This is a genomic window from Gracilibacillus thailandensis, from assembly GCF_010994055.1.
Classification (GTDB): domain Bacteria; phylum Bacillota; class Bacilli; order Bacillales; family Amphibacillaceae; genus Gracilibacillus; species Gracilibacillus lacisalsi.
In genome coordinates, this window is the sequence record NZ_WJID01000058.1 from 19,087 (window position 1) to 44,148 (window position 25,062).

Here is a 25,062-nt window from a genome sequence, read left to right on the forward strand (position 1 = left end):
CTGGAGTTAATCGAATATCTTAATATAATAGGAGGACAAAATGAAGCTAGCAAAAAATCAAAAATTATTGTTTATTGGAGATTCTGTAACTGATTGTGATCGTGCAAAACCAGAAGGGGAAGGATTATTTCAAGCGTTAGGAACTGGATATGTTTCCATTGTTGATGCATTTCTACAATCGACATACCCTGAATTAGGAATCCGTGTCGTAAATAAAGGGATATCCGGAAATAATGTTATAGATTTAAAGAATCGGTGGCAGGAAGACGTACTTGACCAAGCGCCGGATTGGTTAGTCATCATGATCGGTATTAATGATGTGTGGCGCCAATTCGATACTCCCTTTATTCCAGATCGACATGTTTATATCGATGAATATGAGAAAATATATCGGGAGCTAGTCGAGCACACAAAATCAGAAGTAAAGCAATTAGTGCTGATGACACCTTTTTATATCGAATCTAATTCCAATGATCCAATGCGTTATAAGATGGATGAATATGGTGAAGTTGTTAAGCGAATTGCGAAAGAACACGATACATTATTTGTTGATACACAAAAAGCATTTAACACCGTTTTAGAGAAAATTTATCCGGCTGCAATTGCATGGGATCGAGTTCATCCAAATCACACAGGTCATACGGTTTTAGCAAAAGCTTTCTTAAATACGATAGATTTTAACTGGCGAAAACAATAAAGGTAACTATACTTGTCTAGTCTCAGTTGCGGTTCGTACTATTGAGTAATTGTTGGATATCCCCGGAAGCGAAATCCTGTTCCGGGGAAAAAGCATTCCCTTCCGAGGAAAAGGTCTCCTGTTCCCTGGATAAGTGAATATAACCAGGGAAGAGAAGCGAATATCCCCGGAAGCGAAATTCTGTTCCGGGGAAAAAGCATTCCCTTCCGGGGAAAAGAGCTCCTGTTCCATGGATAAGGGAATATATCCAGGGAAGAGAAGCGAATATCCCTGGAAGCGGAGCACATATCCCCGGAAGCGAAATCCTGCTCCGGGGAAAAAGCATTCCCTTCCGAGGAAAAGGCCTCCTGTTCCATGGATAAGGGAATATATCCAGGGAAGAGAAGCGAATATCCCTGGAAGCGGAGCACATATCCCCGGAAACGAAATCTCGCTCCGGGGAAAAGCATTCCCTTCCCGGAATAAATAATGAATTTATCTTCTTTTATTACTCATAGCCGCTTATTGATCCATTGCATAACATTATCCAGTGCTAAATCTCGATAGTGGGCTTGTAATGGGTGATGGAATCCATCATTAAACGTAACGAAATGCTTATCCGGTATCGAAACGGAATGGAAAAAATCTTGAATAAAACGAGGATGTATGATCGGATCTTTTTGATCGTAGACAAATAGAACAGGGAATTGGAATAAGGCTGCTTCTGCTATCGCATCAACTCCATTTTGGATTAACTCAAATAGCCAACGTGGCGTATATTGCGATGTCATTAATGGGTCTTTTTTTAGTTCTTTTTTCTTTGGTAGATACGGTTCTAAGGATGTTATTGCTCTGAAAATCCTTTCCCACTTATTAGGACGTATCGATAGGTTTGGTAATACACTAGAAGCAACTGCCAAGATTTTCTTGCTAAAAGAAGGGAGCTCAAAACGCAATGCTAATGCAGGTGAAGATAGGATTACACCATTTGTCTCATATGCGTAAATTTGACTGTAACGAATTACAATTAAACCACCTAAGCTGTGACCGAATAAAAAAATGGGCATATGTTGAAACTGGGCGGATACCCACTCAACGAGCGTATGCAGGTCGTCTATATATTCCTGGAATGTATTGATGTGCCCTCGAGCTCCGTCTGATTGCCCGAAACCTCGTAAGTCAGGGGCAACTACAGCAATTTCATGGTTGACGCATTGGGCGGTAATCGGCTGATATCTGCCAGAATGTTCACCGGCTCCATGCACAATAATAATGACTGCCTTTGGATGAGAAGGTGTCCAGGTTTGATAAAAAAGGTTAATGCCATCTTTTGATTGGATATAATTGCTCGAATACATGATATACCTCCACTTTAGCTTTATAACCGTGATAACCGTCCGTAAGCTCCGCTGATGTAAGTTCATCTATAAGATAAATGTCATCACACCATATAGAACGGCAGAAATAGCAAGTGCGATTAAGGCTGGAACTAATTTATACCTAGCGTATTGCATCGCATTAATGTTCAACAATCCAGCAATCGTATTATTGTTGTCACTCAACGGTGATGCGATTGAACCAAATGATCCGCTTGCAAATACCGCTCCTATTACTAATGGTAAGGATGCATCAGCAGCCTGTGCTAGAGAGACCCCAAGTGGCATTAAAATACCCCATGTTCCCCAGGAAGAGCCAATAAAATAAGACACAAACGAACCAATTAAAAACATGACAGGTGGAATCAACATAGCAGGTACCCAATCTACATTGTTGGTAACAAACGTTGAAAAACCAAGATCTTCCGTAACAGAAGATAACCCCCATACAACAGCTAATAAAAGGATGACAGACATAAGATTATTTCCAGCCTCAATAAACTCATGTATAGTGTTTTTTAACGAGTTTTTTTGAATGATTTGCATGATGACCGTTATTAATAAGGTAATAAATAATGCCACCACCATTGCCTGTAAGACATCGGCTTCGATAAAGGCCTGGAAAAATCCATATCCTTGTTGATTACCATCCCACCAGGTCAGGAACAAAGTTAAGATAATTACTAATGATACGGGAATGATTAAATTCCATGGTTTTGCTTCGATATCATCGGCAGAGCTGTTGTCTTCATCTTTAATTCGTTCAGGGTCACGTTCATCTTGATCAATTTCTTTTGGGTGGCGGAAGATAACGAATAACGTCCCGATAACAATCATTGAAATGGCAAAAAAATTAAACGGAATACTGCGAATAAACATAGAATAAGGATCAGCTTCAATTCCTTGATTTTGTAAACCCATTTCGATAACGGAAACCATATAACCAACAAAAGCTGTAGCAATCGGGATTAACACAATAACGGGTTGTGTACTTGTCTCAATCATAAAGGCAAGTTCTTTGCGAGTCATGTTAATTTTTTGTAATAATGCCTTCATAATTGGTGCTACTGTTACAATCCGGAAACTAGGAGCACTAAATGTACCAAGTGTCGAAGCCCACGTAAGCAATAACGCTTCCCTTTTAGAATTAATTTTCTCAGAAGTCAATGCAACAAATCCTTTGATACCACCTGAAGCCTTCATAATCCCGACAAGACCAGAAAACATATATAAGAAAATGATGATCTTTAAATTATTAATATCTGTTAAGCTGTCTACGATATATTGTGCTGCTTGTTCGATACCACCTATTAGAGATGGCTCAACGAAATAAGCCCCAACGATCAGTCCTAGAGTTAATCCCGGGAATACTTGTTTTGTTTTTATCGCTGTTACGATCACAACGATAAACGGAATAATGGCAATCCAACTACCTTCCATTTGTGTAGCTCCTTTGATAACAAACTGATGCTTATAGCTTGTATTAAAATGATAAAACTATACTTTGGTAAAAGGGTAAAATGGGGAGTGATTGTCCAGATGAATAGATAGAAAAGCTAGATGCTTCAACTTCGACAGCATCATAGATGAGCATGTTAAATAAAAATAAGAAAACCAGCCGTTTCATAATTGGAAGGCTGGTTTTTCGCTCTCATTTCTATATAAAATTTACTGCTGCTGTTGCAACCTTTGCTCTACTTGCTGACAAACGTCATTCGCATTAAGTCCTTGAGCACTGATTACTGAACCTTGAATCGCAGTGTCTTGCATCCCCATCACATTTTGGTCTTGGCCAGAAACTACACAGCAATCACAGCCATTAGCATCTTGTTCTTGTCTTAATGTGATGACTTCATGCCCATTTTCCTGTAATTGTTGTTGTACTGCTGTTAAGGATTCCTCTACTCCAATACGTGCCATTTTATTTCCTCCTTAAATTAACATCATCTTTTGATATCATACATAGTCATATGTTTTACTACTTTTATCGTTTTATTCCTCAAATTTTTTTACTTATTAAATACCTTCCTGCATGAAAACATAATCACTGCAAAAAATAATGCTGAGGTGATCATCATGAAAAGCAAGCGAAAAAAGAGCTTTCAAATGCCTAACCCAGCAAACCAGGATGGAGAATTGGGAATCAGAAAAGACGTAGATTCCGCACATCTTGAAGATTCACGTGAGCGCTATGCAGGAGACTCTGTTGACGCACATAAAGAATTGGAAGAAGCGAATGAATATGTTGCTAACAAAGAAATAGAACAAGTAAGAAATAACTCGTAACTTTGAATAAAATGGAAAAAAGGATGATTAGTATGAAAGAGAAAAATCCACAAAAAAGAGTAGAAATTGAACAAGAGTCAATACCTGAAATTAATCATGAAACACATCATCCTGATAGGGATGAAACAAGACTACAACAAGCATCAATGGAACCTGGTAATGATTATTTAAAAACGGAAACAGGTGGACAAGGTGAAAAATAAAAAACAATCAACAAAGCATACCAATGACAAACTAAAAAATAAGAAAGATCATGAATTTTCTGAAGAACTATCGGATGGCGGAGAAAGAAATGAAATGTTGAGAAGACAAACTGGCAGAAATTGTGGTGGACTATAATTCATTTGTGGCTAACTTTCGAAAATGAAGGTTAGCCCTTTCAATAATTTTAAACTTCTTTTAGATTTTTTATTTTTTTAAAGTACCAAAATCGTATATAATAGAATTACACTTTAAAACGTTTTCATTTTTAGCTACGTAATATAAAAGGAGTTGGACATATGAATCAGTTAGATCGATTGTTTAACCAATTTTATGATAATGCACTAGAAGAAACGGTTAAAGCGGTTGGACCCGTCGAACGAAAACTAACTTTAAAAAGTAGTTTAGTAGAGTTGTTAGGTGACTTCTCTTATTTAGACGAAACACGAGTGGAGCTGAAACCTACAGTTAAGGAAACGAAAGAATTTGATGACTATACAAGAGAATTGATTTCCTTACCAGTTACAGAATTAATCCACATACCAGTCTATGTCTTGACACCCAAAAATGAACAACAAACCTATGCTGCAGTTTTAGCACTTCATGGTCATGGCTATGGTGTTAACGAAGCAGTTGGACTGACTAAAAGTGGAGAAGAAGAACTAGGAGAGCCAGGTATTCATAAGCAGTTTGCAGTAGAATTGGTAAAACGTGGTATAAAAGTGTTCGCACCAGAAGTAATGGGATTTGGAGATCGACGGCTCACTCGAGATAAGGAAGCTGGCAATATTAATTCTTGTGAAGCAATGGCAACAAACCTGTTAATGGAAGGGAAAACGCTTGCGGGTTTACGGATTTGGGAGGCACGTCGTATGTTAGATTATATCGAAGCCTGTTCTGACGTAGATACTGCACGAATAGGAATGATGGGTTTTTCTGGTGGAGCAGTCATTACGACATATACAGCTGCCCTAGACCTTCGTGTAAGTGCAACTGTCTTAACAGGATTCCCGAATACTTTTAAGGGAAGCATTATGGCGATGCATCATTGTATTGATAATTATATACCAGGGATTTTGAATTATGCGGAATTGCCGGAATGGATATCATTAATCTCACCAAGAAGTTTATTTATTGAATCAGGGGAAAAAGATCCGATTTTTCCCAATAAATTTGTAGAAGAGGCAATTGCTGAAATTGAGAAATACTATCATAATCGCTCTGAAAAATTCGCTTATGATATTTTTCCTGGGGTCCATGAAATTAGTGGAAGAAAGTCGTATGATTGGTTGATAGATCAGTTGCTTTCCTATTGAGGGAAGCTCACTACGATGAAATCTATAAACGACGGAAACTTTATGTAAAATTCTTGTTTGCGATTTCAGTTTCTCATGAATGTGATATACTCATAATTAAAGACAGAATGGTAGCAGGGGGAGAAGTTGCGCGATGAAAAAATTATGGGAAACGTTGAAAACGATGTCTTTTAAAGAAGCTGTAGATTATATTTGGGAATATTATAAAATCCACATAATTGGGATTGTATTAGGAGTAGCTTTTCTAGTATCCATTTTATCGACTATTTTTGGGGAGAAAGAAGAAACCTATGAAGTGATGGTTGTCAGCCAAATACCGTATGATATTACGGAGCAATTCTCCAATCAAGTCAATGAGAAATACTTTGATGAATTCCAAGTAACAGTAAATAATATAACTTCTGGAGGCGAATCTATTGCGGATTTGTCCTATGCAGATATTCAAAAGTTTTGGGCTAATATTGGGGCTAATATGGTGGATATTATTGTAACGAATGAAACGATAGCGGAACAAATGGTAGAACAGGAAGGAATATTAGAAGTAGACGAAGTGGTTGACGAATCATTATTGGAGCAGAATGGTGTGGAATTATATCAGTTCGGAACAGAGTCGGTATATGGGATAGATACGAACCAATTAGATGTTTTTGATGATATCGAGCCTTTCCAGGATAAGGTTTTAATTATCCCCATTAATTCAGAAAACCATGACAAAACCACACAATTTTTAGAAACGTTATTAGAATCCTAACCAAGAAATCGACAAGAACAACTTGTCGATTTCTCATTAGATAATGGGAGCGGACATCTGTTCCGTTATTTGTTACAAAAGTGCCGTTTTTAGCGTGTTAACGGACAATTATTCCGCTATTCATCGAAAATAACGCTTATTTTGATCAAAAGTAACCGAATAAGGGATTAAATGTCCGCCACCATCGAATAATAGCTGTTTTTCCATTAAATAACGGATTAAATGTCCACTCCATAAAACGTTAGTGTCGCCCAACATATCCAAGCCGTAGAAATCAACAGCAAATTCATTGAATAGTTGCTTGTAATTTTATAATTTATAAGTTAGAAGGTGTGTTTACAATGAAAAAAGCCATTTATGTAATGGATCAGCGTTCGTTTGATCTAGTATATCCAAAGTTTGTAAGAGAAGAGATTGAACAATTGGTTGATATAGTAGCAGAGCCTATCAATAAAGAACAAATGCTGGATGATTTATCAGTACTTCAAGAGGTGGAGATATTACTAACTGGCTGGGGCTGTCCAGCGTTAGATGAAAGATTGCTAGAGCATGCACCAAATTTGAAAGCGGTGTTATATGCAGCTGGCTCGATTAAAACTGTCGCAACAGAAGCAGCCTGGGAAAGAGGTATTCTATTTACAACAGCAGTTTCGGCAAATGGACAACCAGTAGCAGAATTTACCTTATCACAAATTCTATTTTGTTTAAAAAACGGTTGGCAATTTGTACGTAGTATTGAGGCTACCCAACAATATCCAGCAAAACCTTTTGCAATAAAAGGGGCTTACCGGAGTGTTGTCGGATTAATATCTTTAAGTACAGTCGGGAGACATACAGTAGAGTTGTTAAAACCATTTGATATAGATATTTTAGCTTACGATCCATTTGTTTCAGAGGAAGAAGCCAATCAATTAGGGGTAAAACTGTGTTCACTGGAAGATATTTTTCATAAAGCAGATGTTGTTTCCCTTCACACGCCATTGTTGGAGGAAACAATTGGTATGATTACGGCTAATCATTTCAGCGTAATGAAGCAAGGGGCTAGCTTCATTAACACTGCTAGAGGAGCAGTTGTCCGTGAGAAAGAAATGATCGATGTTTTACAACATAGAACAGACATCACCGCAGTGTTGGATGTAACGGATCCTGAACCTCCAGTGCAAGGTTCTCCGTTATATCAAATGCAAAACGTTGTATTAACACCTCACTTGGCCGGAAGTGAAGGAGAAGAATGTGGCAGAATGGGGGCCTATATGTTAGAAGAATTAAAGCGATATATCAACGAAGAACCGCTCCAATGGTCCGTATCTAAGCAGCAATTTCAAAAAATGGCTTAAGAAAGGGGATTTAGCATGAAAATAGGTTTGTGCTCGGTAACATTTCGTGATAAAAGTCCAGAACAAATTGTAGATTTAGCGATGGAAGTTTCGTTAGACGGGATTGAATGGGGCGGAGATGTCCATGTTCCACCTAGAGATTACGAGCATGCAGAAAAAGTAGGTGAAATCACGAGATCGCGAGGCTTAGAGGTAAGTTCCTACGGTTCTTACTATCGGCTAGCAGACCATACTGGTAATGAATATGATTTTACCACAATTCTGGAGACGGCAAAGAAATTACAAGCACCGGCAATTCGTGTTTGGGCAGGTATGAAAGGAAGTAACGAGGCAAATGGTCATGATCGTAAAAAAGTAGTCGAGGATGCTAGAAGGGTAGCAGATTTAGCCTCAGATAAAGGGATTACTGTACATTTGGAATATCATGATCACACGTTAACAGATACAAAAGAAAGTGCCAGACGACTAATGGAAGAGATCAATCATCCTAACCTTTTCCTATATTGGCAGCCTGCTAATAATGTCTCCGTAGCAGAACGGTTAGCGAGTATCGATTTAGTGAAAGAGTGGATAACGAATGTCCATATTTTTCACTGGCATTCTTTTGAGGACCGTTTGGAGCTTATAAGTGGTGAAGGAGAATGGCAACAATATTTAAAGGCAATCCAGCAAGATGGACATGATCGCTATGTATTAATGGAATTTGTCAAAGATGATGATGAAAGACAATTTCTGAAAGATGCTCAAACATTGCATATGTTAAGAGATACCATATATAAAACAACCTGATAACGAATATCAGGTTGTTTCTCTTTTGATTAAGGTTGTATCGATATATACTTTCTTGCAAATTTGCCGATCATCTCGCAACCGTTCCATCATCAGGTCTACCGCAGTTTTCCCCATTAACTCTTTTTCAATCCGAACACTTGTGAGTGCTGGGTAAACATATTTCGAAACGCTAATATCATTAATACCTATTAAGCTGATATGATCAGGTATCTCGATTTTGGCTTCATTTACTGCTTTCAGTGCACCGATAGCTAGCGGATCGTTAGCGGCGACAAAACCAATCTTATTTTCCAATGGACTTTGCAAAAATTGATTCATTAAATCATACCCACTGCCAACATTAAAATGATCTAATAATATCAGCCTTTCATCTAATAATTCTTTTTCCTTCAAATATTCTCGAAAGTAATGTTCACGAATATCTTGGACAGGATCGGCTGTTCCTTGTAATGTTTCCTTCCCGCCGATAAAGCCAATCTGCTTGAGATTAAGCGTTAAAAAATGATCGACTGCTTGTCTGATCACGCTGCGAAAATCAGTCAGTACCGCGTCACAACCAGTATGTTCAATGTCAGAATCGACCAAGACAATATGTTGTGTTAGCTGTTTGAATTGGTCAATTTGGTTTTTGCTAAAACGCCCGACCGCAAGAATGCCGTCTATATCTTTCGGAATATCCGCCAATTCATGTACTGTATATTTTAATAAATGAAGATGATGCTGATTGGCTTGCTCTTCAATGCCATGTCGGATCCCCATGTAATATAAATCGGTAAGTTCTTCAGCTTCTGTTACCCAATGTACGAATGCGATTCTTCTCGTTAATTTTTTCCGAGGCGCTTTCTTTTGATAAGAAAGGGATTCTGCGATTTCAAAAATCTTTTTTTTCGTGTCATCACCTACTGATAGCTTCGGATCGTAATTTAATACTCGTGAGACTGTTGCGATCGAAACACCAGCTTTTTCGGCAATTTCTTTAATGGTTGCCATGCTATTCACTACCTTTAAGTAAAATAAGTAAAAATTAACTTGACTAGTTTTACTAATTATTTTATTATACTAGCTAAGAAAACACAATCTTTTGTTAGAAAATGTATACGATTTCACAACGGGGAGGGTTTTGATGTTAAACAAATCAAAGTTAGATTACACAGCTCCAAAGAATGGTTATCCGGAATGGAATAATAATCCAGATATATTTCAATTAAACCGGATGCCACAGCATGCCATAGCGATTCCTTATCAAAGTCGCAACCAGGCTTTGGCACAACAAGAACAGCAGTCCTCTTATTATCAAAATCTAAATGGTAAATGGTATTTTCACTTTTCGGAAAATCCAGACAAACGAATAAAGGAATTTTACCAGACAGATTATGATGTTTCCAATTGGGATAAGATTCAGGTACCTGCACATTGGCAATTAGAAGGATACGATTATCCTCAATATGTCAATACAAGATATCCTTGGATTGAACATGATGACATTAAAGCACCTTTTGCTCCAACTAATTATAATCCAGTAGGTCAATACGTTACAACCTTTAAGGTGCCTGAAAAGTGGGCTGACCAACCGGTTGTCTTACATTTTGCAGGAGTTGAAGCTGCTTTTTACGTGTGGTTAAATGGAGAGCTCGTAGGTTATAGTGAGGATACATTTACACCAGCTGAATTTAATCTGACTCCGTATTTACAAACTGGAGAAAATAAATTAGCAGTGGAAGTATATCGCTGGGCAGATGCAAGCTGGTTAGAGGATCAGGATTTTTGGCGTATGAGTGGGATTTTTCGTGATGTTTACTTATATGCTTTACCGGACATTCACTTATATGACCATCGTGTCCGCACTACTTTTGATCAAGACTATGAGAACGCAGAATTGGAAGTGCAAGCACAACTAATCAACTATCATCTAAAACCCTTCTCTGCCAGTCGTCTAGAAGTAGAATTATTAACGGATGAGCACGAAGTCGTTACCAAACAGTCAGTTGAACTTGATATTGCGAGTAAAGAAAAAGCAGAAGTAACAACGAAAACAACGATACCAAATCCTAAAAAATGGAGTGCGGAAGACCCCTATTTATACACACTTGTTTTTACTTTAACAGGTGACAATGATGAGGTTGTTGAGGTATTTGCAACAAAAGTAGGGTTCCGTCAGTTTGAACTAATCGATAATTTGATGCATATCAATGGAAAAAGGATTATCTTCAAAGGGGTTAATCGTCATGAATTCACAGCAGACAGAGGACGAGCTGTAACCGAACAAGATATGATTGATGATATTGTCTTGATGAAGCAGCATAATATTAATGCGGTTCGAACTTCCCATTATCCGAACCATCCGAAGTGGTATGATTTATGTAATCAGTATGGCTTGTACGTGATTGACGAAACCAACCTAGAAACCCATGGTACCTGGCGTTATGGTCAGGAAACATTGGAGGATGCTTTACCTGGAAGTAAACCAGAATGGACTGCCAATGTTTTAGACCGATGTAAATCTATGTATGAACGTGATAAAAATCATCCCTCGATCGTTATTTGGTCTCTTGGGAATGAGTCATTTGGTGGAGATAACTTCTTGAAAATGCATGATTATTTTAAAAAAGAGGATCCGACTCGTCTTGTCCATTATGAAGGTGTTTTCCATTATCGTCCTTCAGATGCTGCTTCTGATATGGAATCTACCATGTACCGTAGCCCGCAGGAGTTAGAATTTTATGCAAAGCAGCCGGGAGAGAAAAAGCCGTATATTTTGTGTGAATACAGTCATTCGATGGGGAACTCCACCGGAAACCTCCATAAATATACAGAGCTTTTTGATCAATATCCTTCCTTGCAAGGTGGCTTTATTTGGGATTGGAAAGATCAAGCATTAAGACATCAGACGAAAGATGGAACGGAATTTCTTGCTTATGGCGGTGACTTTGGTGAATCCCCACATGATGGTAATTTTGCTGGTGATGGCTTGATTTTTGCTGATGGTACTGTTTCACCAAAATTGCTAGAAACGAAAGCATGCTATCGTAATATTGATTTCGAAGTTATTAATAGGAAGACTGGTGAATTTAAAGTAGTAAATAAACATCTTTTCCAACGTTTAAACGATTATAAATTAGTTTGGACTGTAGAAGAGAACGGAGAAGTGATAGAGTCTGGCATTCACCCGTTAGATGCGGAACCAGGCAGTGAACAAATCGTAAAATTAGCCTATCAAAGCGAACAATTTCAGCCAACAAAAGAGCAAATTGTTACATTACAAGTAATTTATGAGTATCCACCATTCTGGGCAGAAACAGACCATGAGGCGGCTTTTGAGCAATTTATTGTCCCTGCTGCTTCAAATAAAGAACCTGTCCGTGGCAATGTGCATATCGAAGAGGATGCTCATGTTTATCGAATGACGGGTGAATCATTTACAGTTACGTTTGATAAGGTATCAGGTTTATTATCCTCCTATCAAGTGAAGGATAAGGAGTTTATTAAACAGCCTTTAACACCGAATTATTGGCGAGCAATGACTGATAATGATCGTGGTGCAAAGGTAGATCAAACAAGTGGTGAATGGCGTAAAGCTAGTTTGGAAAGAAAATTGGTTGATTTCAAGGTTCATGACAGTGAAAAGCAGATCGTAGTTGAAGCAAGTTATCGCCTGCCAACATCTACTATTTCGATGGTTAACTTAACCTATACGGTAAATCCAACGGGAGAGATTGAAGTAGAACAGCAATTACTTCCTGGAGAAAGGTCAGCGGATATACCGGAGATCGGCATGCGCTTTGAAATGGGTGCTACTTTTGAGAATCTGACTTGGTATGGTAAAGGACCACATGAAACGTATTGGGATCGCCAAAAAAGCGGTAAAATAGCCCTTCATAATGGTAAAGTGAACGATCAATTACAGCCATACTTAAAACCACAGGAAAGCGGAAATAAGTGTGGTGTCCGTTGGTTGGAGCTTTCCGATGGAGAAGGCAATGGACTGAAGATAACGGGAGACCCTACCGTTGAAGTAAATGCTCTTTCCTATACACCATTTGAATTAGAAGAAGCTAGTCATCATTATAAATTGCCAGAATCAGATAAAGTTTCTGTTCGTGTTAATGGTTGGCAAATGGGTGTTGGAGGAGATGATAGCTGGGGTCAACAGGTTCATCCAGAATATCGATTGCATGCGAATCGCTCTTACCGTTATCAATTCACATTAAAAGGTTTTTCCAGATAACTTTGTATTTGTGGACAAATAAGCGTATAATAGAGGTATCACCCATGAAAGGGAGTGCCGTATGGCTTATTTTAATAACCAGAAAGAACCTGTCCAAAATGTTGAGACGAATGTTTGGTCCTGTGTAAGTGATGATTGTCAAGGCTGGATGCGTGAGAATTATTCATTTGAAAAAGAACCTGCATGTCCAATCTGTAAATCAGAAATGAAGAAGGAAGTAAGAGTAATTCCGGAAATGAAATAATAGATGAGAAGCTACTCCCTGATCAGGGAGTAGCTTTTTCATTATTTATTGAGATAAGCTAACTATATAGAAAAAGTACTTGTTTATAAAAAGAGCTAGGAAGTATTTGTTGGATAATTATTACATCTGAACATTTCAATTATCGTATAACAAATGAATAGTTATTTGCTTTCTAGCTTGACAGAAGGGGCAATAAAAAGCTAAAAATAGAGTGTAGAATGTTTTGTTATTCGGACATTTTAACTAGATAAAGAGGCAGAGGGATAAAATGATGAAGTTGACGATACGAGAGATTGCAAAAATGGCAGGGGTTTCACCAGGAACAGTGTCAAAAGTAATTAACCAAACTGGTAGCATTAGCCCAAACACGATTCAAAAAGTAAAGAAAGTCATAGAAGATACAGGATATCAACCAAGTTTTTCAGCAAAAGCTCTTGCAACAAAGAAATCGAATATGATTGGCCTTATATATGCTGGGGAAGTTCATGTTGAATTCAACCATCCTTTCTTTAACCAGGTTATTAATTCCTTCAAAAACACGGTAGGACAGCTGGGCTACGATATTCTTATTTTTTCAAACCAATCGTTTAATATTGGGAAAGAAGACTATGTAGCTCGAGCAAAGCACTACCAATTAGATGGCTGTTTAATTATTGCAGGGGAGCATATCGAGGAAGCAATTTATCAATTAGATCAAAGTGATATACCGACAGTGGCTGTCGATTTAGAATTATCTGGCGAGCATTCCAGTTATGTGATGACGGACAATGAAAAAATTTCAAGACAGGTTGTTGAGTATTTTTATTTGAATGGCATTCGAAAATTAGCATTTATTGGTGGACAAGAAGATTCGATAATCTCCAATGTACGTAAAGCATCGTATGAACAATCCATGCAAGATTTTGGAATGGACCTGCGTGATCATTGGATTAAATATGGAAACTTTTTTGAAGAGAGCGGCTATGAAAAAATGAAGGAAATCTTAGAAGAGGGAAGTATACCTGAGGCGGTTTATGCTGTGTCCGATATGATGGCATTAGGAGCTTTGAAAGCGATTAAAGAAGCGGGATTATCGGTTCCTAAAGACATCAAAATAATTGGTTGTGATGACATTGAGGCATGTAGATACAGTGATCCTACCTTGGCAACAGTAAAGCAGGACCAAATGAAGATAGGAAAACTGGCAGCGAATATATTGCATGACTTAATAAATGAGAGGAAAGTACAGAAATCTGTATTTGTTGACCCGGAATTAATTATCAGAGATTCCGGACAAATTTAATTGGCTATTTCTCATTGAGGACGTTTATTATTTTAGAAAACGGCTATAATGTTAACACAATATTCTAAAATAATAGGAGAAATGGGTGATGAGATGAACCAGACGGAGACGATGCTGTTTCGCATTCTACATGTATTTGCTTCGTTTTTGGCATTACAGTTATTATGGTTTTTCTTCTCATTAGGGATTGTTACCGTTATTCCCGCAACTGTTGCTATGTATGCTGTTGTCTTGGAATGGTCGAAACATGGGATAGATATAACAGGGGTATGGAAGACGTTTTATCAAGCTTTTAAACTGAATTTTAGAAATACGCTATTTTTGGGAATTAATGTGGGTGTGATTGCGATTATCTTTAATTTGAATGCAAGTATTCTTCCGACATTTAACGGGTTTCTGCATTTTGTTATGCAAGTAATATGGTTATTTGCAGCAAGTATTTTTATTCTCACCTTAATAGCAATGCTCCCATTAATCGTCACATCTCATTTAAAAGGCTTAAAATTATGGAAACACGCTTGGATTGCTTCGATTACCATCTTGCCTGACATATTATTAATTGGAGGCATAGGTGCTATTTTTGTAATTGTAGGATTATATTTCCCGATGGCAATTATTGCAGGTGTAAGTCTTTTTGCATTTATTCATATTAATATATGGCAAAAAGCTGTCAAAAAATTACCGCAAGACTTTTTGGATCAGTGCTTATTAAAATATCGTTATCGTTAACTGCTTCTTAGGTTGAGAAGCAGTTTTATTTATATAGTAAAGTATTAATAGAGAGCTCTATCTTGTAAGTACAGAAAGGATAAAATCAATGCAATGACTGTATTAAGTGAAGTAGTTATTTTGAAATGTTTGATGTATTTTCGCCAAGCCCCGACTAATTACTTCGTTTTCCGCGGGAAGCTCCACTTTTTCGAGCTGGTTTTGTTCGATTTTTTTTAATTCATGAATAGTAGTGTTAAATAATGGATAAAGAAGACTTAGAGGATAATAGCTTGATTATCCTGTAGAAGTTGTTACCATATCTTAATTGTTAATCATAGCCATAAATGTACCGGAAAAGGAAACCGTTTTCTTCATAAAGATAATTTATTAAGAATTATTTCAAAAAACTATTGATTTTGCAATATTCAAGTAATATAATGAATTAAGAAAGCGGATACATTATGCTGCAGCGTAATCATGTGTTTATTTTTTTCGCTTTTAAGGAAACCGATTTCTTTTTCTGGAGTAATACTTAGTATTCTAGGGGTAGAAAAGTCTGATTCATATTATTTTTTTGTTGTTAGATTTAAGTATAAAAATATGGGGGTTAGAATCATGAAAAAATGGTTGATGTTAGTTGTATTCTCTTCGCTAGTATTCGCTTTAGTTGCTTGTAGTGATGACAATGAGAGTGCTGGTAGTGATAACGGTGGTGGCGATGGTGAAACGGTATCGTTAGATTTTTGGATCTTTGGAAGTACAGGTTATGGTGAGTTAGTAGACGAATACATGGAAGAACATCCTAATGTTGAAATCACGATTAACGAAGGTGAAATGAACGATATGCATAACAACTTGTTTACATCTATTTCAGCGGGAAGCGGTGCACCAGACATTGCACAGATTGAAATTAGCCAGATTGAAAAATTCTTAGAAGCATCAGATCAATTCTACAATTTAAACGACTATGGAGCTGAAGATGTTGCTGGTAATTTCCTTGATTGGAAGTGGGCTCAAGCGCAGAATGTTGATGGCTCTTTCCAAATCGGTTTACCAACTGATATTGGGCCAACAACAATGTTCTATCGTACGGATGTAATGGAAGAAGCTGGGTTGCCAACAGATCGTGAAGAACTTGCTGCAGAGATTGATACATGGGATGCATACTATGAGGCAGCTAAAACCGTTAAAGCGGAAACCGGTAAACCTATGGCTGATGCTCCGCAGCTAGTCTTCAATGCGCTAAGGGATCAGCAAGAACAACAATATTTTAATGAAGATGATGAATTAATCATCGAAGATACGGTGAAAGAAGCTTATGATTATACAACTAAAATGATTCAAGAAGGTTTAATTGGCCAAAATGAACTTTGGACTCCTGAATGGGGAAATGCAATGGCTGAAGGAAGCTATGCGACAATGCCTGGTGCTCCTGGTTGGATGGTAGCTAATGTGAAAGGTAATGCACCAGATGCAGGGGGAAAATGGGATATCGCATCTATTCCTGAAGGAGCTGGTAACTGGGGTGGTTCTTTCCTAACCATTCCTGCTGAGTCTGAATATCCACAGGAAGCATTTGATTTCATTGCATGGTTAACTGCACCGGAACAACAATTGAGATCATTTGAAATTGCAGGTTTATTCCCTTCTACACCAGATGTGTATGAAAATGAAGAATTTTTAGCAACTACAGATGAATATTTCAATGGTGCTCCTACTGCACAAATCTTTGCTGAAGCAGCACAATCAGTGAAAACGGTTTATATGGGAGTTGATTATGCAATAGTTGACACAGAACTGAATACAGCTCTTATAAATGTTGCTGTTGAAGGTACGGACCCTCAAGAGGAATGGGATGCAGCAGTTGAACGTATCAACTCACAATTAGAGAGACAATAAGGATGATTATCAAACGGTCTATGGGTGTTCATTCATAGACCGTTTGAAATCAGTGAAAGGAGAGAATGAAATGTCCCGGACAGATGTATCGATAAAAACGCACAAAAAATCATCCTTGAGTGAGAAAACGAAAGAAGCGATATCAGGTTATTTATATGTTTCCCCTTTCTTTATTTTATTTGCTATTTTTGGACTATTTCCGATTCTATTTAGTTTTTACCTTGGCTTTCAAAAGTGGAATGGTCTAGGTGAAATGGAATTTGTCGGTTTGCAAAACTTTAAATGGGTGCTTACGGATGGAATATTTTGGACTTCCTTAACTAATACGCTAATTATGTGGGTATTGGGAACGCTTCCACAATTGTTAATAGGTATTATTCTGGCATATGCGTTAAATTCGGCATTGATCAAAATGAAAAGCTTTTTCCGAGTTTCTATCTTTATGCCTTACGTCACTTCGACGGTTGCGGTTGCTATCGTGTTCGGAATTATGTTTAATAGCCAGGAATTTGGATTATTTAACGTAATTCTTGGTATGTTCGGAGTGGATCCTGTTAACTGGGGAACATCATGGTGGGGGGTAAAAATAGCAATATCCACAATGGTATTCTGGCGTTGGGTCGGTTACAACACGATTATTTATCTTGCAGGTCTTCAAGCTATTCCACATGAACTGTATGAAGCAGCTCAAATTGATGGAGCAACAATTAGACAGAAAATACAATATATTACGATTCCGATGTTACGACCAATCATTATTTTAACGGTATTTACGTCAACAATCGGTGCCTTACAACTATTCACCGAACCACTGATCTATATTGGTCGAACTTATAGAGAAGAAGGAATAACTGTAGTGCTCTATTTATATCGTGAAGCATTTTCTAATTTAGCATTTGGTCCAGCTTCAGCAGCTGCGATTATCTTATTTATCATTATCATTATCATATCCTCAATTAACGTATTTATTGCAAATCGGATTGGGAGATAAGGAGGGTTAGTCAATGAGTGAAAAGGTCGGATCTAAAAAGGTTTCCATTTCGAAAGTATTTGTGTATGTGCTACTTGCCATTGCTACCTTTCTATCCATCTTTCCTTTGTATTGGATGTTTGTAATGGCAACAAACCACAATAGTGCGATTAATAGTGTTCCACCGGCATTTATTCCTGGAGCAGAATTAGTAACAAACTTTAAAAAAGTAATAGATACTATTGATTTCTTTGGTGCAATTGGAAATTCGCTTATTGTATCGACTGTTACAACAATAGGTGTATTATTTCTATGTTCTCTAGCAGGCTTTGCTTTTGCTAAATTTGACTTCAAAGGTAAAAACATCTTATTTATCTTTATTTTAGTTACAATGATGATTCCACCGCAATTAGGTTTAATTCCACAATATTTCATCATTACGAAACTAGACTGGTTAAACGATTTAAAAGCCATTATTGTACCAGGATTGATCGATGCTTTTGGTATATTTTGGATGAGGCAATATATTAGTAGTAATGTTCCAGATGAACTGGTGGATGCCGCCAAAATTGATGGTTGCTCTAATTTTAGAGTGTATTGGAATATTGCCGTACCAGTTATTATTCCAGCGTTTGCTACCTTAGCGATTATTCGATTTATGTATATTTGGAATGATTTTCTGTGGCCGTTGGTTGTCTTGCGTGAAGAATCATCATTTACGATTCAGGTTGCTTTACGTGGTTTGATTGATAACTATGTGCGTGATAATGGTATGATCTTGTCTGGAACCTTTTGGGCTACTGTCCCGCTGATTATCGTATTCTTGTTATTAAATAGATTATTTATCCAAAGTCTGACAGAGGGTGCGGTAAAAAGTTAGGGTAATACATTATAAAATAGAGGGATTCACATGAAGTTAACAATCAGAGAGATAGCCAATATGGCAGGTGTGTCACCAGGTACCGTATCAAAAGTAATCAACAAAACCGGCAGTATTAGTCCAAAAACGGTAAAAAAAGTAATGAAAATAATTGAAGAAACAGGATATCACCCTAGTTTTTCAGCGAAGTCATTGGCGACCAAAAAATCCAATCTAATTGGTTTGATTTATGCTGGGGAAGTTCATGTGGAGTTTAGCCACCCTTTTTTTAATGAAGTGGTTAATGCATTTAAAAATGCAATAGGAAAACTAGGATACGATATTCTAGTTTTTTCTAATGACAAGTTTAATAAGATGAAAGAGGATTACGTGGCTAGATGTAAACATTTTCATCTGGATGGCTGTGTCATTATCGCAGGTGAACAATTAGAGGAAGCTGTTAACCAATTGGACCAGAGTAATGTACCTTGCGTTGGAGTTGATATTGAATTGAAGGGACCAAGATCTAGCTATGTATCTACTGATAATGCAAAGGTTTCTGCTAAAGTAGTAGAATATCTATATTTAAATTCCATTAAAAAGGTTGCGTTTATCGGTGGTCCATCAAATTCAATCATTTCTAACCTTCGAAAGGAAGCTTTTATCCACTTTATTAACCTTTTTGGGATGTCTGTTAGATCAAATTGGATTCAATATGGTAATTACTTTGAAGACAGTGGTTATCAGGCGATGAAACAAATATTAGCTAATAAGCCATATCCAGAGGCAGTTTACACGGCATCAGACATGATGGCATTAGGTGCATTAAAAGCTTTGAAAGAAGAGGGCATACGTGTACCTGAGGATATGAAGCTAGTAGGTTGTGATGATATCGAAGCGTGTCGCTATAGTGATCCTCCGCTTGCGACTGTAAAGCAAGATAAGGATAAGATGGGGAAGTTAGCAGCGTATATGTTGCATGATTTAATCAATGGAAACACAGAACCTGGTTCCATTTTGGTAGATCCAAAACTAGTTATCCGCGATTCCTGTGTAATCGAAAAGGATATAACAATGTCTACATGAGGGTGATGACATGAATAAATCAGAAAACATTTTCTTTCGTATACTTGATATTTTTGCTCACTTTGTATTGCTCAATGCGCTTTGGATTATTTGCTCTGTACCTATAGTAACTATTTTCCCTGCGACTACGGCTTTGTTTGGAGTTGTCCGTAAATGGCACACAGATGGTACAGATGCAGGATCGGTTCGATTGTTTTTTTCGCTATTTAGAGAAAATTTTAAAAAAAGCTTTATGATTGGTGTCTTATGGACGGTTGCAGGATTGATTTTATTTGTTGATTGGTCAATCCTGCAACAAGTAGAGTTTACTGGAAAGACGGGAGTATTTGCCTTATTGGTATTTTCCATTATTCTATTTATTTTTATGACTATTTATGTTTTTTTTGTTTTAGTGCATTATGAACTTTCCATATTACAAACGCTTAAGAATGCTTTATTTCTTTCATTAGGTTACTTTATTCATACACTTTTGCTGTTGGTAACGATAACTGGGGTAATTACAATCACTTTGATTGCACCGATTTTTCTGATAATCTTCGGGAGTATTTTAGCATTTACTATGTATTTTATCTTTCATAAATTATCTATCAAAGTTGAACAGCAAGTTGTATGAAGGTGTAATGTTACTAGCTAACCAATGTTTAAACCGCATGATATTCAGCTTTCATGCGGTTTAGTTTACCATTGCAATAGTCTAGAAAACATTCGATCATTCTGCCATTCTATTCATTTCAATAGTTTCCGTATATTCTTTTTTACTAGTGTCCAGATTATGTTATAAAGTGTCCAGATAATAGCGAAAAGTGTCCAGAAAACGTGAAATACTGTCCAGATTATCGTAAAAAGTGTCCAGAAAATCACCAAAAGTGTCCAGATCCACTTACTTATCCAATGATTTCTCGAATTCTCTGGACAAAATGTAATGCTTCTCCTGAATCGCCATGCACACAAATAGTATCTGCTTTGATATTGATAAGGTCTCCATTAATTGTAGTGACCTTTCCTGTTGTAACGATTTCATAAACTTGTTTCATAGCTTGTTCTATATCATGAATAACGGAATCAGCTTCACTTCTAGGTGTTAAACTGCCATCTGGCTGATAGGTTCTATCAGCAAACACTTCATTGGCTACTTGTAATCCAAGCTCTTCTCCAGCGTTAATTAACTCACTATTTGCAAGACCGACTAATATTAAGTTCGGATCGACATCATGTACTGCTTGCGCGATAGCAATGGCAAGCTCACGATTGTTGCATGCCATATTGTATAAAGCGCCATGTGGTTTCACATGAACTAACTGCATATCATGTATGGTCACAAATCCTTGCAAAGCACCTAACTGATAAACAACCAAGTCATAGGCTTGTTCTGGAAGTATATCGATATTTCTTCTGCCAAAACCTTGTAAATCCTGAAAACCAGGATGTGCTCCAATATTAACTTGATGCTTTTTAGCCAACTGTACTGTTTTATTCATCGTATGTGGGTCACCAGCATGAAACCCACATGCAATATTAACTGCATCAACTAATGGAATGATTGCTTCATCATTACCGATTTGATACATACCAAAGCTTTCACCTAAATCGCAATTCAGTGTTATTCCTGCCACAGCTTTATCCCTCCCCATTTTTCCTGACAAAAGCGCTGGATAGTTCGAATTAAGCGATCACGACATTGTAAAAGGATGATTGCTTCATCCACCGTTATCTTCTGAAATCTGAAAGGCTGGCCAGGTCTTAATTGACTTACTTTACTCAAATCAACTCGTGCAACCTGTCCGATTTTTGGATAACCTCCTGTCGGTTGACCGTCTGCCATTAAAATGATTGGCTGGCCATTCGGGGGTACTTGAATGGAACCAAATGACGTAGCTTCTGTTAAAAGCTGTTGATCTTTTCTTTTTTTAATCGGATTTCCTTCTAAGAGATATCCCATTCGGTTGGATCGTGTGGAAGCAGTCCATTTCGTTTGTTCAAATGTGTCGGACTCAAACCAATCATATTGTGGACCTTCGAGATAACGTATTACCTTTGCAGGTTGTTCAATATAATTAAAAAGGGCAGGGGTAATGCCCCAGTGCAGCTGATTTTCGGTCTTATAGGAGTGAGAAAAGGAAATCATGTCACCCACAGCTAATTTCCCTCTTAAAACTCCTTCTACCTCGGCTCTCACAACTGTACTTTGACTTCCTAGGATTTCAGGTATGTCCAAGCCTCCTTTAATAGCCATATATCCAAAACCACCAGTTTTCACCGTTCGAAACTGTAAGATATCGCCCTTTTTGACTTGGATAGGTTGGGCAAGCGGTATCGGCCTGTCATTTAAATTAGCAGACATATTTCCGCCGGTTATCGCAATAATCGCATGCTGATGGAATTTAATTGTTGGTCCAATGAAACTCATCTCTATCAATGCTTCGTCGGTATCATTATTAACGAGAATATTCGCCATTTTGGCAGCAAACTCATCCATCGGACCACTGACTGAGAACCCGTAGGATTGATAGCCAAGTCGTCCCTGGTCCTGGATAGTGGTATGTAATCCTTCTTCTATTATTTCAATGGTCATTTATAATTCGCTCCTCATTCTGAAGCTGTTCAAATTCCATTTTTGTGATTGGATAAAATCTGATTTGATCCCCAGGTGCTAATAATGTCGGCCTGTCATCAGCTAATGGTAATAAATTTACTGGTGTACGCCCAATGATTTGCCAACCACCAGGAGACGTACTCGGGTAAATACCTGTTTGGCCGCCTGCAATTCCGACAGATCCTTGTGGTACCTCGAGTCTGGGCTTGTCTTTTCTCGGTGTAGCAAGTGTTTGATCCATTCCTGTTAAAAAGGGGAACCCCGGTGAGAACCCTAAAAACGAGACGTTATAGGTAGGGGTGCTATGTAATGCAACAACCTTCTGCCATGATAATTTTTTGTTTTTCATGACGTGTGCCATATCGATACCAAACGTTTTGTCATAACAAACGGGAATGTGGTGCAATCTACCATTTATTTTGTCTGTTAGCTTCTGTTCGCTAGCAGCAGTAATCACTTTTTTCATCTCTTGGTGAGTAATGCGTAAAGGATCAAAGTATACGGTAAGCGTTCTGTAACCAACTACTGCTTCAACAATGAATGATTGATTTTCCAGCTGTTGTTTCACTGCAATCAAATAAGCAGATGAATCGGGTGTATACTGTAATGTCATCATGATGGCATTTTCCGAAATAGATTGAAGACGCATCTTCAACAACCTTCTTTCTTTTCATTGTCTATTAATAATATTGTAACATACAAGAAAACTAATCTAGATTTTCAGGCATTTTGAATCAATGAGAGGTTAAAAGACCTATAAATAAACATAGTAATGTATGCGTTTTCTTGATAGGATAGACTCATGCAATTTCACTTTAAATCATATATAAAAAATGACTAGCTGAGAAATGAGGGAATACAGATGAAGTCTTTTATGGGGAAATTATTCGATTTTAAAAACGTTAAGGTTGGAACAAAATACGGTATTATATTATCGATTGTATTAGCACTATTTTTAATCTCAACTGGTGTCGTATGGTACTTATTGCAAAATGTCGAATCAGAAATTGAAGCGATGGAAAGAAGAGGGGATCGTTCGGTAAATGTAACCGAAATGGGATCTCTGCTTCGCGCTAAAAGTATTAATATTTTTCAATATGTCGACAGTGCATCTACGAAAATTGATGAGGAATACCATGCTCGAATCGAACAATTTGAAGCACTTCGGGAACAGTTGGAGCCAAGCATGAATACAGAAGCTGAAGTGGCTTTATTCCAAGAAATGAGTGATTTGGATGACCAATTGAATCGGAAATTTAATGAGGTAATCGGATATATGCGACAAGATGAGGAAGAAATTGCGATCAATACTGCTAATGAGGCAAATCAAATAGCTGCAGAAGCAGTACAAGCATTAGAAAAGTTGAAAACAATTGTAAATGAACAACGTGTGCTTGCCGTAAACAATGCAAAATCTAGTCAAATGTTCGCCATTGCTGTATTAGTTGGTTCGATTGCTATTTCACTAGTTATCAGTGTTATTCTTATTACTGTGATGAATCGTAAACTCTCCAAAAACTTAAATAAAGTAGTGGATTTTAGTGATCAAATTGCTGAGGGTAATTTACTAGTTGAAAATCTCAACTATCAAAGTAAGGATGAAATAGGACAATTAGCAAACGCAATGAATACAATGAGTTCCAGCTTACGTAATATCATTGAGCGAGTCGCAGACGTTTCCAATACGGTAAGTAGCCAAAGCGAACAATTAAACACCTCGGCCAATGAAGTTAAATCAGGAACAGAGCAGATTGCGACAACAATGGGAGAATTAGCTGATGGAACAGAAACACAAGCAACTCATGCTGGAGATGTTGCTGCTAAGATGAGTGACTTTTCCAAAAAGGTACAGGAAGCAAATGACAATGGCAGCAAAATCGAATCAGAATCTTCTCATGTTTTAGATATGACAGAAGATGGTCGGGATATGATGGAATCTTCAGTAACACAAATGGAACGAGCCCACACGATTGTAAAAGATGCCGTCGGTAAGGTACAAGGATTAGAGGGGCAAACAAAAGAAATATCGAAGCTGGTCGCTGTGATCAAAGATATAGCCGAACAAACAAATCTATTAGCACTGAATGCAGCGATTGAATCTGCTCGTGCAGGTGAACACGGAAAAGGATTTGCCGTAGTAGCAGATGAGGTGAGAAAATTAGCAGAACAAGTAGCTGAATCTGTTACTGATATCACAGGGATTGTTACCAACATTCAGGCTGAATCGACGAATGTTTCCCAATCACTTGAAGAAGGATATAGTGAAGTAGAAGCTGGATCTGAGCAGATAAAGCAAACAGGTGAGACCTTTGAGCAAATCAACCAAGCGGTAACAGATATGGTTGTAAGTATCCAGAAGGTAACATCTAACTTGTCAGAAATGGCAACTAGCAGTGAGGAAATTAATGGTTCTGTTGAGGAAATTGCCTCGATTTCGGAAGAATCAGCTGCCGGTGTT

Annotated in this window: 25 protein-coding genes; 18 read left to right on the plus strand and 7 right to left on the minus strand. The window is 37.6% G+C overall.

Annotation, left to right across the window (positions count from 1 at the left end; translation table 11 throughout):
• Positions 1-40: 40 nt before the first annotated feature.
• Positions 41-697, plus strand: a complete 657-nt coding sequence (locus GH715_RS16145; protein WP_153835854.1) for an SGNH/GDSL hydrolase family protein — start codon at positions 41-43, stop codon at positions 695-697.
• A gap of 491 nt (positions 698-1,188) precedes the next feature.
• Here GH715_RS16145 and GH715_RS16150 read toward each other — a convergent pair whose 3' ends face one another.
• From GH715_RS16150 to GH715_RS16160, 3 genes are all read right to left on the minus strand, one after another.
• Positions 1,189-2,034 carry an alpha/beta hydrolase gene (locus tag GH715_RS16150; RefSeq protein WP_163578718.1) on the minus strand — a complete coding sequence of 282 codons (846 nt, stop codon included), beginning with the start codon at positions 2,032-2,034 and terminating at the stop codon, positions 1,189-1,191.
• A 66-nt stretch (positions 2,035-2,100) separates the two neighbouring features.
• Positions 2,101-3,492, minus strand: a complete 1,392-nt coding sequence (locus GH715_RS16155; RefSeq protein WP_153835852.1) for a Na+/H+ antiporter NhaC family protein — start codon at positions 3,490-3,492, stop codon at positions 2,101-2,103.
• 228 nt (positions 3,493-3,720) lie between these two features.
• Complete coding sequence (locus GH715_RS16160; protein ID WP_153835851.1) at positions 3,721-3,972, minus strand: YkuS family protein; 252 nt, start codon at positions 3,970-3,972, stop codon at positions 3,721-3,723.
• A 156-nt stretch (positions 3,973-4,128) separates the two neighbouring features.
• Between GH715_RS16160 and GH715_RS16165 the strand changes: the two genes are divergently transcribed.
• From GH715_RS16165 to GH715_RS16195, 7 genes are all read left to right on the plus strand, one after another.
• Positions 4,129-4,338 carry a hypothetical protein gene (locus GH715_RS16165; protein WP_153835850.1) on the plus strand — a complete coding sequence of 70 codons (210 nt, stop codon included), beginning with the start codon at positions 4,129-4,131 and terminating at the stop codon, positions 4,336-4,338.
• An 11-nt stretch (positions 4,339-4,349) separates the two neighbouring features.
• Positions 4,350-4,541, plus strand: a complete 192-nt coding sequence (locus GH715_RS16170) for a hypothetical protein (protein ID WP_163578719.1) — start codon at positions 4,350-4,352, stop codon at positions 4,539-4,541.
• Complete coding sequence (locus GH715_RS16175) at positions 4,531-4,677, plus strand: hypothetical protein (RefSeq protein WP_153835848.1); 147 nt, start codon at positions 4,531-4,533, stop codon at positions 4,675-4,677. The genes GH715_RS16170 and GH715_RS16175 overlap by 11 nt, the downstream gene beginning before the upstream one ends.
• A gap of 161 nt (positions 4,678-4,838) precedes the next feature.
• A complete protein-coding gene (locus tag GH715_RS16180) occupies positions 4,839-5,855 on the plus strand; it encodes a dienelactone hydrolase family protein (protein ID WP_153835847.1) in 1,017 nt (338 codons plus the stop codon).
• Positions 5,856-5,988: 133 nt separating this feature from the next.
• Positions 5,989-6,606, plus strand: a complete 618-nt coding sequence (locus tag GH715_RS16185) for a hypothetical protein (protein WP_153835846.1) — start codon at positions 5,989-5,991, stop codon at positions 6,604-6,606.
• A gap of 341 nt (positions 6,607-6,947) precedes the next feature.
• Positions 6,948-7,943 (plus strand): hydroxyacid dehydrogenase, encoded by a 996-nt coding sequence (locus GH715_RS16190; RefSeq protein WP_153835845.1) that lies wholly within the window; start codon positions 6,948-6,950, stop codon positions 7,941-7,943.
• A 15-nt stretch (positions 7,944-7,958) separates the two neighbouring features.
• Positions 7,959-8,732, plus strand: coding sequence for a sugar phosphate isomerase/epimerase family protein (locus GH715_RS16195; protein ID WP_153835844.1), 774 nt, complete (start codon positions 7,959-7,961; stop codon positions 8,730-8,732).
• Positions 8,733-8,741: 9 nt separating this feature from the next.
• On the opposite strand, the gene GH715_RS16200 is transcribed toward GH715_RS16195, so the two are convergent.
• Entirely contained in the window at positions 8,742-9,725 is a 984-nt protein-coding gene (locus GH715_RS16200; protein ID WP_153835843.1) for a LacI family DNA-binding transcriptional regulator, read from the minus strand.
• Positions 9,726-9,858: 133 nt separating this feature from the next.
• Between GH715_RS16200 and lacZ the strand changes: the two genes are divergently transcribed.
• The 9 genes from lacZ to GH715_RS16245 all read left to right on the plus strand — a co-directional run bounded on the left by lacZ (position 9,859) and on the right by GH715_RS16245 (position 20,624).
• Complete coding sequence (gene lacZ / locus GH715_RS16205) at positions 9,859-12,960, plus strand: beta-galactosidase, LacZ type (protein ID WP_153835842.1); 3,102 nt, start codon at positions 9,859-9,861, stop codon at positions 12,958-12,960.
• Between the two features lie 61 nt (positions 12,961-13,021).
• Entirely contained in the window at positions 13,022-13,204 is a 183-nt protein-coding gene (locus GH715_RS16210; RefSeq protein WP_018931074.1) for a cold-shock protein, read from the plus strand.
• Between the two features lie 247 nt (positions 13,205-13,451).
• Positions 13,452-14,486: a LacI family DNA-binding transcriptional regulator gene (locus GH715_RS16215; protein WP_276208124.1), complete on the plus strand. Its 1,035-nt coding sequence runs from the start codon at positions 13,452-13,454 to the stop codon at positions 14,484-14,486.
• Between the two features lie 48 nt (positions 14,487-14,534).
• Positions 14,535-15,215 carry a YesL family protein gene (locus GH715_RS16220; RefSeq protein ID WP_153835840.1) on the plus strand — a complete coding sequence of 227 codons (681 nt, stop codon included), beginning with the start codon at positions 14,535-14,537 and terminating at the stop codon, positions 15,213-15,215.
• A 597-nt stretch (positions 15,216-15,812) separates the two neighbouring features.
• Positions 15,813-17,096 (plus strand): ABC transporter substrate-binding protein, encoded by a 1,284-nt coding sequence (locus tag GH715_RS16225; RefSeq protein ID WP_153835839.1) that lies wholly within the window; start codon positions 15,813-15,815, stop codon positions 17,094-17,096.
• 70 nt (positions 17,097-17,166) lie between these two features.
• The gene (locus tag GH715_RS16230; protein ID WP_153835838.1) at positions 17,167-18,087 is read left to right on the plus strand and encodes a carbohydrate ABC transporter permease; all 921 of its coding nucleotides are present in this window, start codon (positions 17,167-17,169) and stop codon (positions 18,085-18,087) included.
• Positions 18,088-18,100: 13 nt separating this feature from the next.
• The gene (locus tag GH715_RS16235) at positions 18,101-18,946 is read left to right on the plus strand and encodes a carbohydrate ABC transporter permease (RefSeq protein ID WP_153835837.1); all 846 of its coding nucleotides are present in this window, start codon (positions 18,101-18,103) and stop codon (positions 18,944-18,946) included.
• 30 nt (positions 18,947-18,976) lie between these two features.
• Complete coding sequence (locus tag GH715_RS16240; RefSeq protein WP_153835836.1) at positions 18,977-20,011, plus strand: LacI family DNA-binding transcriptional regulator; 1,035 nt, start codon at positions 18,977-18,979, stop codon at positions 20,009-20,011.
• Between the two features lie 10 nt (positions 20,012-20,021).
• On the plus strand, positions 20,022-20,624 hold the full coding sequence (locus GH715_RS16245) for a YesL family protein (protein ID WP_153835835.1): 603 nt from the start codon (positions 20,022-20,024) through the stop codon (positions 20,622-20,624).
• Positions 20,625-20,895: 271 nt separating this feature from the next.
• Here the strand turns inward: GH715_RS16245 and GH715_RS16250 are convergent, their stop codons facing one another.
• Genes GH715_RS16250 through pxpB form a run of 3 tightly spaced genes read right to left on the minus strand, consistent with a single transcriptional unit; the run spans position 20,896 to position 23,253 of the window.
• The gene (locus GH715_RS16250) at positions 20,896-21,624 is read right to left on the minus strand and encodes a 5-oxoprolinase subunit PxpA (RefSeq protein WP_163578720.1); all 729 of its coding nucleotides are present in this window, start codon (positions 21,622-21,624) and stop codon (positions 20,896-20,898) included.
• On the minus strand, positions 21,612-22,583 hold the full coding sequence (locus tag GH715_RS16255) for a 5-oxoprolinase subunit C family protein (protein WP_153835833.1): 972 nt from the start codon (positions 22,581-22,583) through the stop codon (positions 21,612-21,614). The genes GH715_RS16250 and GH715_RS16255 overlap by 13 nt, the downstream gene beginning before the upstream one ends.
• Positions 22,573-23,253 (minus strand): 5-oxoprolinase subunit PxpB, encoded by a 681-nt coding sequence (pxpB, locus tag GH715_RS16260; RefSeq protein ID WP_153835832.1) that lies wholly within the window; start codon positions 23,251-23,253, stop codon positions 22,573-22,575. Before pxpB ends, GH715_RS16255 begins: the two co-directional genes overlap by 11 nt.
• A 213-nt stretch (positions 23,254-23,466) precedes the next feature.
• Here pxpB and GH715_RS16265 point away from each other — a divergent pair.
• A partial coding sequence (locus GH715_RS16265) for a methyl-accepting chemotaxis protein (protein ID WP_163578721.1) occupies positions 23,467-25,062 on the plus strand: 1,596 nt, incomplete at its 3' end.

Coding starts and splice junctions, on each gene's coding strand:
- GH715_RS16225 (WP_153835839.1), top strand. CDS start 15,813: ATGAAAAAATGGTTGATGTTAGTTGTATTCTCTTCGCTAGTATTCGCT.
- GH715_RS16220 (WP_153835840.1), top strand. CDS start 14,535: ATGTTAACACAATATTCTAAAATAATAGGAGAAATGGGTGATGAGATG.
- GH715_RS16150 (WP_163578718.1), bottom strand. CDS start 2,034: ATGTATTCGAGCAATTATATCCAATCAAAAGATGGCATTAACCTTTTT.
- pxpB (WP_153835832.1), bottom strand. CDS start 23,253: ATGCGTCTTCAATCTATTTCGGAAAATGCCATCATGATGACATTACAG.
- GH715_RS16180 (WP_153835847.1), top strand. CDS start 4,839: ATGAATCAGTTAGATCGATTGTTTAACCAATTTTATGATAATGCACTA.
- GH715_RS16210 (WP_018931074.1), top strand. CDS start 13,022: ATGGCTTATTTTAATAACCAGAAAGAACCTGTCCAAAATGTTGAGACG.
- GH715_RS16145 (WP_153835854.1), top strand. CDS start 41: ATGAAGCTAGCAAAAAATCAAAAATTATTGTTTATTGGAGATTCTGTA.
- GH715_RS16230 (WP_153835838.1), top strand. CDS start 17,167: ATGTCCCGGACAGATGTATCGATAAAAACGCACAAAAAATCATCCTTG.
- GH715_RS16165 (WP_153835850.1), top strand. CDS start 4,129: ATGAAAAGCAAGCGAAAAAAGAGCTTTCAAATGCCTAACCCAGCAAAC.
- GH715_RS16155 (WP_153835852.1), bottom strand. CDS start 3,492: ATGGAAGGTAGTTGGATTGCCATTATTCCGTTTATCGTTGTGATCGTA.
- GH715_RS16170 (WP_163578719.1), top strand. CDS start 4,350: ATGGAAAAAAGGATGATTAGTATGAAAGAGAAAAATCCACAAAAAAGA.
- GH715_RS16200 (WP_153835843.1), bottom strand. CDS start 9,725: ATGGCAACCATTAAAGAAATTGCCGAAAAAGCTGGTGTTTCGATCGCA.
- GH715_RS16255 (WP_153835833.1), bottom strand. CDS start 22,583: ATGACCATTGAAATAATAGAAGAAGGATTACATACCACTATCCAGGAC.
- lacZ (WP_153835842.1), top strand. CDS start 9,859: ATGTTAAACAAATCAAAGTTAGATTACACAGCTCCAAAGAATGGTTAT.
- GH715_RS16160 (WP_153835851.1), bottom strand. CDS start 3,972: ATGGCACGTATTGGAGTAGAGGAATCCTTAACAGCAGTACAACAACAA.
- GH715_RS16235 (WP_153835837.1), top strand. CDS start 18,101: ATGAGTGAAAAGGTCGGATCTAAAAAGGTTTCCATTTCGAAAGTATTT.
- GH715_RS16240 (WP_153835836.1), top strand. CDS start 18,977: ATGAAGTTAACAATCAGAGAGATAGCCAATATGGCAGGTGTGTCACCA.
- GH715_RS16185 (WP_153835846.1), top strand. CDS start 5,989: ATGAAAAAATTATGGGAAACGTTGAAAACGATGTCTTTTAAAGAAGCT.
- GH715_RS16195 (WP_153835844.1), top strand. CDS start 7,959: ATGAAAATAGGTTTGTGCTCGGTAACATTTCGTGATAAAAGTCCAGAA.
- GH715_RS16190 (WP_153835845.1), top strand. CDS start 6,948: ATGAAAAAAGCCATTTATGTAATGGATCAGCGTTCGTTTGATCTAGTA.
- GH715_RS16245 (WP_153835835.1), top strand. CDS start 20,022: ATGAATAAATCAGAAAACATTTTCTTTCGTATACTTGATATTTTTGCT.